Annotated in this window: 10 protein-coding genes and 1 other RNA gene; 10 read left to right on the forward strand and 1 reads right to left on the reverse strand. The window is 67.2% G+C overall.

Features of this window, described 5'->3' with window-relative positions; all coding sequences use genetic code 11:
- Window positions 1–20: 20 nt before the first annotated feature.
- Window positions 21–299: a glycine zipper domain-containing protein gene (locus DES45_RS04985; RefSeq protein WP_114768903.1), complete on the reverse strand. Its 279-nt coding sequence runs from the start codon at window positions 297–299 to the stop codon at window positions 21–23.
- A gap of 291 nt (window positions 300–590) precedes the next feature.
- Here DES45_RS04985 and DES45_RS04990 point away from each other — a divergent pair, with 291 nt between their 5' ends.
- From DES45_RS04990 to murD, 10 genes are all read left to right on the forward strand, one after another.
- Entirely contained in the window at window positions 591–1,301 is a 711-nt protein-coding gene (locus DES45_RS04990) for a lytic transglycosylase domain-containing protein (protein ID WP_114768904.1), read from the forward strand.
- A gap of 65 nt (window positions 1,302–1,366) precedes the next feature.
- An RNA gene (rnpB, locus tag DES45_RS04995) (RNase P RNA component class A) lies at window positions 1,367–1,755 on the forward strand.
- 313 nt (window positions 1,756–2,068) lie between these two features.
- Complete coding sequence (locus DES45_RS05000; protein ID WP_114768905.1) at window positions 2,069–2,566, forward strand: division/cell wall cluster transcriptional repressor MraZ; 498 nt, start codon at window positions 2,069–2,071, stop codon at window positions 2,564–2,566.
- A complete protein-coding gene (gene rsmH, locus DES45_RS05005; RefSeq protein WP_114768906.1) occupies window positions 2,563–3,612 on the forward strand; it encodes a 16S rRNA (cytosine(1402)-N(4))-methyltransferase RsmH in 1,050 nt (349 codons plus the stop codon). The genes DES45_RS05000 and rsmH overlap by 4 nt, the downstream gene beginning before the upstream one ends.
- Window positions 3,609–4,004: a cell division protein FtsL gene (gene ftsL / locus DES45_RS05010; RefSeq protein WP_114768907.1), complete on the forward strand. Its 396-nt coding sequence runs from the start codon at window positions 3,609–3,611 to the stop codon at window positions 4,002–4,004. Before rsmH ends, ftsL begins: the two co-directional genes overlap by 4 nt.
- Before the next feature lie 5 nt (window positions 4,005–4,009).
- Entirely contained in the window at window positions 4,010–5,776 is a 1,767-nt protein-coding gene (locus tag DES45_RS05015) for a peptidoglycan D,D-transpeptidase FtsI family protein (protein WP_114768908.1), read from the forward strand.
- The gene (locus DES45_RS05020; RefSeq protein WP_114768909.1) at window positions 5,773–7,236 is read left to right on the forward strand and encodes a UDP-N-acetylmuramoyl-L-alanyl-D-glutamate--2,6-diaminopimelate ligase; all 1,464 of its coding nucleotides are present in this window, start codon (window positions 5,773–5,775) and stop codon (window positions 7,234–7,236) included. Before DES45_RS05015 ends, DES45_RS05020 begins: the two co-directional genes overlap by 4 nt.
- The gene (locus DES45_RS05025; RefSeq protein ID WP_114768910.1) at window positions 7,233–8,666 is read left to right on the forward strand and encodes a UDP-N-acetylmuramoylalanyl-D-glutamyl-2,6-diaminopimelate--D-alanyl-D-alanine ligase; all 1,434 of its coding nucleotides are present in this window, start codon (window positions 7,233–7,235) and stop codon (window positions 8,664–8,666) included. Before DES45_RS05020 ends, DES45_RS05025 begins: the two co-directional genes overlap by 4 nt.
- A gap of 3 nt (window positions 8,667–8,669) precedes the next feature.
- On the forward strand, window positions 8,670–9,755 hold the full coding sequence (gene mraY, locus DES45_RS05030) for a phospho-N-acetylmuramoyl-pentapeptide-transferase (protein ID WP_114768911.1): 1,086 nt from the start codon (window positions 8,670–8,672) through the stop codon (window positions 9,753–9,755).
- Between the two features lie 4 nt (window positions 9,756–9,759).
- Window positions 9,760–11,154, forward strand: a complete 1,395-nt coding sequence (gene murD, locus DES45_RS05035; RefSeq protein ID WP_114768912.1) for a UDP-N-acetylmuramoyl-L-alanine--D-glutamate ligase — start codon at window positions 9,760–9,762, stop codon at window positions 11,152–11,154.
- Window positions 11,155–11,156: the final 2 nt, after the last annotated feature.

The following is an 11,156-nucleotide window of genomic DNA, read 5'->3' on the forward strand; positions in this document are numbered from 1 at the left end:
AAAAGAATGTAGGGTCCCGATCAGCGGCAGTAGATGTTGCCGTAGACGTCCTGGTAAGTTCCGTAGGGGCAGGCCGGACGAGCCGGAGCCGTGCTGGCGCCGACGATCGCACCACCCGCAGCGCCGATCGCAGCACCCGCGAGAGCGCCGCTGCCACGGCCCGTGGCTGCGCCGCCGATGGCCGCACCGGCAAGGCCGCCGATCGCAGCGCCGCCCACGGCGCGTTCGCCGGGCGTATTGCATGCTGCCATCGAAAGGGTGAGCGCGCCGGCGGCAATCGCTGTGATGATCTTCTTCATGGAAGCTTCCCTGTTTCCTGTGGGCTGTAGGCCGCCCAGCCCTATCTAGCTTGGCCTTACCAACTCGCCAACTCTCCACGGGGGAAAGGGTTCCCGGCGAGGCGGGTCTTCCGTAGAAAATTTTCCCTCATTCGGGTTACGTACTACGGCTAAGCTTCCTTAGTCTACGAAGACTAATATTGTCTAGCTTCGTATACTTGCGAACACAGTTGCGTATAATCAAGTCACATCTTCGCCTCAATTCGCCAGCACCCACCGAATTTCGCGACTATCTTCCTGCGAGGTTTGTGGATGACTTGGCGACATTTCTTGAGGACCGTGGTGGTCGCGGTTTTGGGTGCAATTGCACTTGCGGTGGCGACCCATGCTCGCGCTGAAAGCGGCGATGGCCCGAGCCTCGTCGCTCCTCAAGAAATCGAGAGCATGCAAGCCGTACAGCCTGCGGCGGAGCCGGTTGAGGTCTCGGCGGAAGCGGCCGTAGCCGAGAAGCCGGCGTCGAAGAAGGACGCCAAAGCCGCCGCGCGCGCCGCTGCCGGCACGGATGACGGAGGCGAGGGCGAATCACTTGGGTCCGCCATCGGCCTCGTGGCCGGGAAATCCGGCGCCCGGGTGTCCGACGCCGCCCATGCGGGCGCCCTGAAGCCGCTGATCGCCCGCTATGCGTCGGAAAATTCCCTGCCGTTCGAGCTCGCCGACGCGGTCGTGCGCCTCGAGAGCCGCTATAACGCCCGTGCCCGTAACGGCGGCAATCTCGGCCTGACCCAGGTCAACCTCCGCACGGCGCAGTCCCTGGGCTACAAGGGCGATGCGGCGGGACTGTTCGATGCCGAGACCAACCTGCAGTACGGTCTGAAGTACTTGGCCAAGGCCTACAGCCTGGCCGGGGGTGACACCTGCGGCACGATCCTGCGCTACCAGTTCGGCCACCGAACCCAGTCCATGACGGCCGCTTCGCGCGCCTATTGCGCCAAGGTGAAGACCATTACGGCGGCCGCCGAGTGATCCTGCGGCGTTCTGCGGCTCCTTGAGTCTTGACGCGGGCCTGCTTTGTGCACCACATCCCCTCGTCAGCTGGCCGGGCGGCCGCTCCGAGTTCGCTCGGGGAGGAAAGTCCGGGCTCCATGGAATCACGGTGCCGGATAACGTCCGGCGGGGGAAACCCTAGGGACAGTGCCACAGAAAGCAGACCGCCCCGCCAAGCCTTCGGGCCCCGGGGTAAGGGTGAAAGGGTGCGGTAAGAGCGCACCGCGGACGCAGTAATGCGGACGGCACGGTAAACCCCACCAGGAGCAAAACCGAATAGGGACGACAGGCGTTCGCGCCAGGCCCGTTTCCAGGCCCGTCGTCCGGGTTGGTTGCTTGAGGCGGTCAGCAATGGCCGTCCCAGAGGAATGGTCGCCACGTCCGAGGTTCGCCTCGGGCCCTACAGAACCCGGCTTACAGGCCAGCTGACACCTCTCCCAAAACGTAAGTTTTTTCATGCCCGCGGCGCCAAACCGTTGGGCTGCTTACGGTTCATTAACCCTAAACGACTCTCATAGGGCGTGCCTTCCGGCAGCCATTCGTTACAGCCCCGTTCCGTTGACGACCATACTGTCCCATGTTATCCCAAATCATCCCGTCGACGGTGTCTCCCGAGGGGGTCGCCCATCGCCAGACAGGCGGTGGCATCCACCTTCGGACAGAGGCGTATGCATCGGCGTCGGGCGGCGGCGGGCCAGAACGGCCCGTCGGGGGGCTGACAATCAGGAGCGCGCAAGCTGCGGCCAATGAACCGCTTCGTGTCCAATTTCACCAACAAGTTGGATTCGAAGGGGCGCGTCTCGATCCCGGCATCCTTTCGGGCGGTGCTCGCCCGGGATGGGTTCGAGGGGCTCTACGTGCATCCAGCCTTGGATGCGCCGGCTCTGGACGCGGGAGGCAACGTGCTTCTGAACGAGATCGACGCGTTCTTGTCGACGATGTCGCCCTATTCGGACGAGCGGGATCAGTTGTCGACGGCGTTGTTCGGAACCAGCGAAATCCTGAAGGTCGATCCGGAAGGGCGTGTCATCCTGACGGACTCGGTGAAAGTGCATGCCGGGATCGGCGATACGGTGACGTTCGTCGGGCTCGGCCACAAGTTCCAGATTTGGGAGCCGGAGCAGTTTCGCGCGTACTTGGAGGGGGCGCGCGCGAAGGTGCGGGATCTGAAGAAGGTTCTGGGCAACCGCAGTTTGGAGCGACCTATGGTGCAGGACACCTCGCTAGGAGTACGGGAACGATGATGGGACGCGGCGACGGCCCAGGAGCCGGAGCCGCTGGCGGACCGACCCGTCACGTTCCTGTGCTCCTGGCGGAGGTCTGCTCGGCGCTTGAGGTCAAGCGCGGCGGCACGTTCATCGACGGCACGTTCGGCGCCGGCGGATACACCCGCGCCATTCTCGACGCCCATCCACGCAATACCGTCATCGCCATCGACCGCGATCCCGATGCGATCGCAGGCGGCGCCGCGCTCGTCGCGAAGGCGAAGAAGCGCCTCGTGCTCGTGCCCGGACGCTTCGGCGACCTCGACGAGATCGCGACGGCGCAAGGGTTCGAGGGCGTGGACGGGGTCGTGCTCGACATCGGCGTGTCCTCCATGCAGCTCGACGAGGCCGAGCGCGGCTTCTCGTTCCGCAGCGAGGGGCCGCTCGACATGCGCATGGAGCGTTCGGGTCCGAGCGCCGCCGACCTCGTGAACGAATCCTCCGAGGCGGAGCTGGCCGACATCTTCTATCACTACGGCGAGGAGCGCCGCGCCCGCGCGGTCGCGCGCGCCGTCATCGAGGCGCGGCGCCGCAAGCCGATCGAGACCACCCGCGAGCTCGCGGATCTCGTGGCCTCGCTCATCCGGCAGGAGCCGAACGGCATCCATCCGGCGACCCGCGTGTTCCAGGGACTTCGCATCGCCGTCAACGATGAGCTGGGCGAGCTCGTGCGCGCGCTGCACGCGGCCGAGCGCATCCTCAAGCCGGGCGGCCGCCTCGTGGTCGTCACCTTCCACTCGCTCGAGGACCGGATCGTGAAGCAGTTCTTCGCGGCCCGCACGGGACGCGCGCCGGCGGGCTCGCGCCACATGCCGGCCGCCGCCATGGCGGAGCCGACCTTCGAGGCGGTTACGAAGGGGCCCGTGGTCCCGAGTGACGAGGAGGTCGCACGCAATCCAAGAGCCCGCTCGGCGAAGCTGCGCGCCGGCTCGCGCACCGACGCGCCCGCGCAGGAGCCCTTGAGCGCCATCACCATGCTGGCGGAACTGCCGCAGACTGCCGAGAAACGGGGAGGGCGCCGGTGATCCGACTGCTCCACATCATCGCCATCACGGCCCTGATCGTATCGGCGGCCTGGGCCTACACGATCAAGTACGACACGCTCTATTATGTGGAGCAGGTCGCGAAGCTGAAATCCAAGGTGCAGCGCGAGCGCGACATCATCGCGGTGCTGCAGGCGGAGTGGCAGTATCTCGACAGGCCCGACCGCCTCCAGGAGGCGGCCGACCAGCATCTCGATCTCCAGCCCCTGAAGATCCAGCAGCTCGCCCGCCTGTCCGACCTGCCCAACCGGCCCGAGCGCGAGGACGAGATCGGGCGCAAGCTCGAGGCGCTCGGCCTGTTCGGGCCGACCACGACGCCCAAGGACAAGAACGGCGAGTCCCGCACGCCGACCACGCAAACCCCGAGACGGTAACGCCCGTGTTGCAACAGCCCGACATCGAACCGCAGGGTCCGACCGCTCCCGCCAGGAGCGGCCTTCTCATCCATGCCCGCGAGTTGTTCCGCCTGCGCGTCGACAAGAGCACGGCGCGCGTCCGCTTCGCGTCGCTCTGCTTTGTGGGCCTGTTCAGCCTCATCGGCGGGCGCCTCGTGTACCTCGCCGTGACGAGCGACAACACGAGCGCGGTGCGCCGCGCCGCCTCGTCGGAGATCTCGGCCGCGCGTCCCGATATCGTCGACCGCAATGGCGAGGTCCTCGCGACCGACGTGAAGATGGTGTCGGTCTTCGCCGAGCCGCGCAACATCATCGACAAGGACGAGGCGGTCGAGCTGCTCACCGCCGTCCTGCCCGACCTCGACGCCACGGACCTGCGCAACAAGCTCGGCACCAAGAAGGGCTTCGTCTGGGTCAAGCGCGAGATCACGCCACGCCAGCAGGCGGAGGTGCACCGCCTCGGCATCCCGGGCGTGGGCTTTCTCCCTGAGAACAAGCGCGTCTATCCTAACGCGGTCGCGGCCGCGCACGTGCTCGGCTTCGCCAACGTGGACAACGTCGGCATCGCCGGCATCGAGAAATACATCGACAGCCAGGGCCTGCAGGACCTCAACGGCGCGGGCTTCGCCATTTCGGCGGCGGACCTGAAGCCGGTGCAGCTCTCGCTGGATCTGCGCGTGCAGCACGCCCTGCGCGACGAGCTCCAGAAGGGCATGGCGAAGTTCAAGGCGAAGGCCACGGCCGGCGCTGTCCTCGACGTGAACACAGGCGAGATCATCGCCCTCGTGTCGCTGCCCGACTTCGATCCCAACAACCCGGTCGATGCGCTCCAGGACGACAAGATCAACCGCATCAATGTCGGCGTGTTCGAGATGGGCTCCACCTTCAAGGCCCTCACGGTCGCGATGGCGCTCGATTCCGGCAAGTACAACATCAACTCAAGCTTCGATGCGCGCTCCGGCCTGCGCTACGGCAAGTTCACCATCGGCGACTACCACGCCACGCACCGCGTGCTGACGACGCCGGAGGTGTTCGTGCATTCGTCGAACATCGGCACGGCCCGCATGGCGCTCGGCATCGGCGTCGAGGGCCACAAGGCCTTCCTGCGCAAGATGGGCCAGCTCGCCCGCCTCGAGACCGAGCTGCCCGAGAACGCCGCGCCGATCATCCCGCCGCGCTGGGGCGAGCTCAACACCATGACGATCGCGTTCGGCCACGGCCTGGCGGTCGCGCCGCTGCAGGCGCTCATGGCGGTGGGCGCCCTCGTCAACGGCGGCATGCTCATCAAGCCGACCTTCCTCAAGCGCACCGCGGAGGAGGCGCGCCAGACCGCGCTCCAGGTCATCAAGCCCGAGACCAGCGAGGCGATGCGCTACGTGCTGCGCCTCAACGCGTCGGTGCCGCAGGGCTCCGCATCCTCGGCGGCCATCGCGGGCTTCTTCGTGGGCGGCAAGACCGGCACCGCCGAAAAGGTCATCAACGGCCGCTATTCCAAGAATAAGAACTTCACCACGTTCACGGCCGTGGTGCCGGCCGACAAGCCGAAATACGTCTTCCTGACCATCATGGACGAGCCGCAGGCCGTGGAAGGCACCTACGGCTTCTCGACCGCCGGCTGGAACGCCGGCCCGGTGACCGGCAACGTGATCGAGCGCGTCGCGCCGCTTCTCGGCATCCCGCCGCGCTTCGAGGCGCCGGCGCATCCGTTCCCGCTCATGTCGCGCCTCGGCGCCTGGGGGTCGAAGCCATGACCAAGCCGCTCACCCTCGGCGACATCGTTCCGGACGCGGAGGACAGCCAGGCGGCGCTCCGCGTTTCCGCCATCGCGTCCGACAGCCGCAAGGTCGGCCCCGGCAGCGTGTTCTTCGCCGTGCCCGGCACGAAGGCCGACGGCATGAGCTTCGTGCCGCAGGCGGCGGCCTCAGGCGCGGTCGCGGTCGTGGGCGAAGCGGGGCGTCCGTCGGATCTCTCAGCCAGCGTCGCCTACGTCCAGGTGCCGGATGTGCGCCGCACCCTGGCGCTGGCGGCGATGCATTTCTATCACAATCAGCCCGAGAAGGTGGTGGCCGTCACGGGCACCAGCGGCAAGAGCTCGGTGGCCGACTTCACGCGCCAACTCTTCGCGGTCCTCGGCTACAAGTCCGCCAGCCTCGGCACCCTCGGGGTCATCACGTCCGACGGGGCGGCCTACGGCTCGCTCACCACGCCCGATCCGATCTCCCTGCATCAGACGCTCGCGCGCCTTGCCGCGGACGGCGTGACGCGGCTCGCTATGGAGGCCTCGTCCCACGGCATCGACCAGCGCCGCCTCGACGGCGTACGCCTGAGCGCCGCGGGCTTCACCAATCTCGGGCGCGACCATCTCGACTACCACGGCACCACCGAGGCCTATGCGGCCGCGAAGATGCGCCTGTTCGACACGCTCGTGCCCGACGAGGCGCCTGCCGTCATCAACGCGGACGGCCCTTTCGCGGACGTCTTCCTCGACGGCGCGAAGCGGCGCGGCCTCACCCTCATGACCACGGGAGCGGCGGGCGAGGCGCTCCACCTGGTCGAGGCGAAGCCCGAAGGCTTCCGGCAGGCCCTCACGGTCGAGGCCTTCGGCCGGAGGATCGAGACGGTGCTGCCGCTGCTGGGCGGCTTCCAGGTCGAGAACGCCCTCGTGGCGGCTGGCCTCGTGCTTGCGGTCGAAGGCGAGAGCCGAGCCGAGGAGGTCCTGGCGGGATTCGCGGGCCTCAGGGGCGTCTCCGGCCGCCTGGAGCAGGTCGGCGAGGTCAACGGCGCTCTGTGCGTCGTCGACTACGCCCACAAGCCCGACGCCCTGGCCCATGTGCTCGACGCCCTGCGGCCCTTCACGTCCGGCCGCCTGGTCTGCATCGTCGGCTGCGGCGGCGACCGGGACCGGGGCAAGCGCCCGCTCATGGGCCGGATCGCGGCCGAAAAGGCCGATCTGGTGATCGTCACCGACGACAATCCCCGCTCCGAGGACCCGGCCGCCATCCGGGCCGAGGTCTTGAAAGCTGCGCCCGGCGCCCAAGAAATCGGGGATCGGGCCCTGGCCATCCGAACGGCCGTCAGGGACCTTCGCCCCGGCGACGTGCTGGTCGTGGCGGGCAAGGGTCATGAAACGGGCCAAATCATCGGCGACCGGACCCTGCCGTTCTCGGACCACGACGAAGTGCGGGCGGCTATTGCGGAGAGGCAGGGATGAGCACGCCCCTTTGGACCCTGGACGAGATCGCGGCTGCGACCGGCGCCCGCGTCGGGAGCGGCTTCGCGCAGGCCACCGGCGCGTCCATCGACACCCGCACCCTGGAGCCGGGCGATCTCTATTTCGCCATCCGGGGCGACGTGCATGACGGGCACGACTTCGTGCCGGCGGCCCTGGAGAAGGGCGCTTCGGCGGCGGTCGTATCCGAGGAAAAGGCCGGCGCCTTCAAGGATTCCGACCGGCTGATCGTGGTGCCTGACGTGCTGGAGGCCATGCGCCAGATCGGGCGGGCGGCCCGCCGTCGCAGCCAGGCCCGCATCGTCGCCGTCACGGGCTCGGTCGGCAAGACCGGCACCAAGGAGGCCATGCGCCTCGCGCTCTCCCGCCAGGGCGAGACCCATGCCTCCGTCGCGTCCTACAACAACCACTGGGGCGTGCCCCTCACGCTGGCGCGCTTCCCGCGCGAGAGCCGGTTCGGGATCTTCGAGATCGGCATGAACCACGCCGGCGAGATCCAGCCGCTCACCGCCATGGTCCGGCCGCACGTGGCCGTCATCACCACGGTCGAGCCGGTGCATATCGAGTTCTTCCCCTCCATCTGGGGGATCGCCGATGCCAAGGGCGAGATCTTCTCCGGGATCGAGCCCGGCGGCACGGCCGTCATCAATCGCGACAATGCCTATTTCGAGCGCATGCGCGCCCACGCCCAGGCGTCGAATGCGGGCCGGATCCTCACCTTCGGCGAGCACGAGGCGGCGGACATCCGGGCCGAGCGCATCATGGTCAGGCCAGACCAGTCGGTCGTGGAAGCGCGCATCTTCGGCCAGCCACTGACCTACCGCATCGGCACGCCGGGCCGGCACATCGCCCTCAATTCGCTGAGCGTTCTCGCGGCTGCCCATGCCTTGGGGGCCGACGTGACCTTCGTGGCCCTGACCCTCTCGGATCTCAGGCCGCCGGTAGGGCGCGGCGAGCGGACCATGCTGTCGCTCGGGGGCGGCGAGGCCCTGCTGATCGACGAGAGCTACAACGCCAATCCGGCCTCGGTGAGGGCGGCGCTCGCCAATCTCGGGGCCGTGGAGCTCGAAGGGAAGGGGCGGCGCATCGCCGTCCTGGGCGACATGAAGGAGCTGGGCACTGAGGGGCCGAAGCTTCATGAGGGACTGGCGGAAGCGGTCGAGGCCAATGGCATCGACCTCGTCTTCGCGGCCGGTCAGCTGATGAAGAACCTCGTCGACACCCTTCCGGCCGGAAAGGTCGCGGCCCATACGGAAACGTCCGCCGAACTGGTCGATGCGGTCTGCGCCGCGGTCCGTCCCGGCGATGCCGTGACCGTGAAGGGGTCGCTCAGCATGAAGATGGCTTTGGTTGTCAAAGCCCTGAAAGAACGTTACGGCGCGAGCGAGATGGCGCACGCGCTGAAAGGATAATCGATGTTGACCTGGTTGGCTGAGCTCAGCCCCTATTTCAGTCCCCTCAATATTTTCCGCTATATTACCTTCCGGACCGGCGGGGCGACCGCGACCGGGCTCCTGTTCGTGTTCCTGTTCGGCCCTGCGATCATCTCGCTCCTGCGCGTGCGCCAGGGCAAGGGCCAGCCGATCCGCGAGGACGGGCCGCAATCCCACCTGCTGACGAAGCGCGGGACGCCCACCATGGGCGGACTGATGATCATGGCGGGCGTGCTGGTCTCGACCCTGCTCTGGGCCAATCTCGAGAACCACTATGTGTGGGTGGTGCTCTTCGTCACCGTCGGCTTCGGGGCCATCGGCTTCTACGACGATTATCTGAAGGTCACGAAGCAGTCGCACAAGGGCTTCTCGGGCCGCTCGCGCCTCGCCATCGAGGCGGTGATCGCCGGCATTGCCTGCATCGCGATTTCCTACATGGCGACTCCCGGCCTCGCCAACAAGCTCGCGCTGCCGTTCTCCAAGGACCTCATCCTCAATCTCGGCTGGTTCTACATCATCTTCGGCGGCTTCGTAATCGTCGGCGCCGGCAATGCGGTGAACATCACGGACGGCCTCGACGGCCTTGCCATCGTGCCGGTGATGATCGCGGCCGGCACCTTCGGGTTCATCGCCTATCTCGCCGGCAACGCGGTCTTCGCCAACTACCTGCAGATCCACTTCGTGCCCGGCACCGGCGAGCTCGCCGTCGTCTGCGGCGCGCTGATCGGCGCAGGGTTGGGCTTCCTATGGTTCAACGCGCCGCCGGCGCAGATCTTCATGGGCGACACCGGCTCCCTGGCGCTGGGCGGGCTGCTCGGCACCATCGCGGTCGCCACCAAGCATGAAATCGTGCTCGCCCTCGTGGGCGGCCTCTTCGTGCTGGAGATCTTCTCCGTGATCATCCAGGTCGCGTCGTTCAAGCTCACGGGCAAGCGCGTCTTCAAGATGGCGCCGATCCATCACCATTTCGAGCAGCTCGGCTGGACCGAGCCGCAGGTGGTGATCCGGTTCTGGATCGTGTCCGTGGTGCTGGCGCTGGTCGGCCTCGCGACCCTCAAACTGCGGTGATCCCATGACGCCCGTCACCAGCTTCTCCGGCAAAACGGTCGCTCTCTTCGGCCTCGGCGGGTCCGGGCTGGTGACGGCGCTCGCCCTGAAGGAGGGCGGCTGCCATGTTGTGGCTTGCGACGACAACCCGGCCAAGATGGCTGACGCGTCGGCCAAGGGCATCGAGACGGCGGACCTGCGCGATGCCGACTGGTCGCGTTTTGAAGCTCTCATCCTGTCGCCCGGCGTGCCGCTGACGCATCCCGAGCCGCACTGGTCGGCAAAGCTCGCGAGGCAGGCCGGCATCGAGATCATCGGCGACATCGAGCTGTTCTGCCGCGAGCGGGCGAAGGTCGCGCCGGATGCGCCCTTCGTGGCCATCACCGGCACGAACGGCAAGTCGACCACGACGGCGCTGATCAGCCATATTCTGCGCGAGGCCGGATACGACGTGCAGATGGGCGGCAATATCGGCACCGCGATCCTGTCGCTGGAGCCGCCGTCGGACGAGCGCGTGCACGTGATCGAGTGCTCCTCGTTCCAGATCGACCTGGCGCCATCGCTTGCGCCGAGCATCGGCGTGATGCTCAACGTCTCGCCGGACCATCTCGACCGGCATGGGACGATGGAGAACTACGCCGCCATCAAGGAGCGTCTGGTCGCGAAGGCCGAGAAGGCGGTCGTCGGAGCCGACGACGAAGCGAGCCGCGCGATCATCGCCCGGCGCAGCGCCTCGGGCGCCGATGCGGTTCGCGTCGGACTGGCGGACCGCGAGCCCGGCAGCGTCTTCGCGGACGGCCAGACGATCGTCTCCAACGCGGAGGGCCATCCCGTCGAGGTGGCGAGCCTCGAGGGCATCGGCTCCCTGCGCGGCGATCACAACGCGCAGAATGCGGCAGCGGCCGTCGCGGTCGCGCTGCTCCTGAGCGTCGACGTCCCGACCATCCAGCGCGCACTCAAGAGCTTCCCTGGCCTGCCTCACCGCATGGAGGAGGTGGCCCAGCGCGGCGAGACGCTGTTCATCAACGACTCCAAGGCCACCAACGCCGATTCCACCGAGAAGGCCCTGAAATCCTTCGACGGCATCCTCTGGATCCTCGGCGGCAAGGCGAAGGAGGGCGGCATCGAGAGCCTGCGGCCGTACTTCGCGAAGATCCGCAAGGCCTACCTGATCGGCGCGGCATCGGACGAATTCGCGAGGACGCTGGGCGATACGGTTCCTTACGAATTCTGTGGCACGTTGGACAAAGCGGTCGAGCAGGCCGCGCAAGATGCGGCTGCGCGCGACGACGAGTCGGTGGTGCTGCTGTCGCCGGCCTGCGCCTCTTACGACCAGTACCCGAATTTCGAGGTGCGCGGAAACCACTTCCGCGACCTCGTCAGAGCCTTGCCCGGCATCAACCCCACGATGGGAGCTTAAGA

Source organism: Microvirga subterranea (assembly GCF_003350535.1).
GTDB lineage: Bacteria > Pseudomonadota > Alphaproteobacteria > Rhizobiales > Beijerinckiaceae > Microvirga > Microvirga subterranea.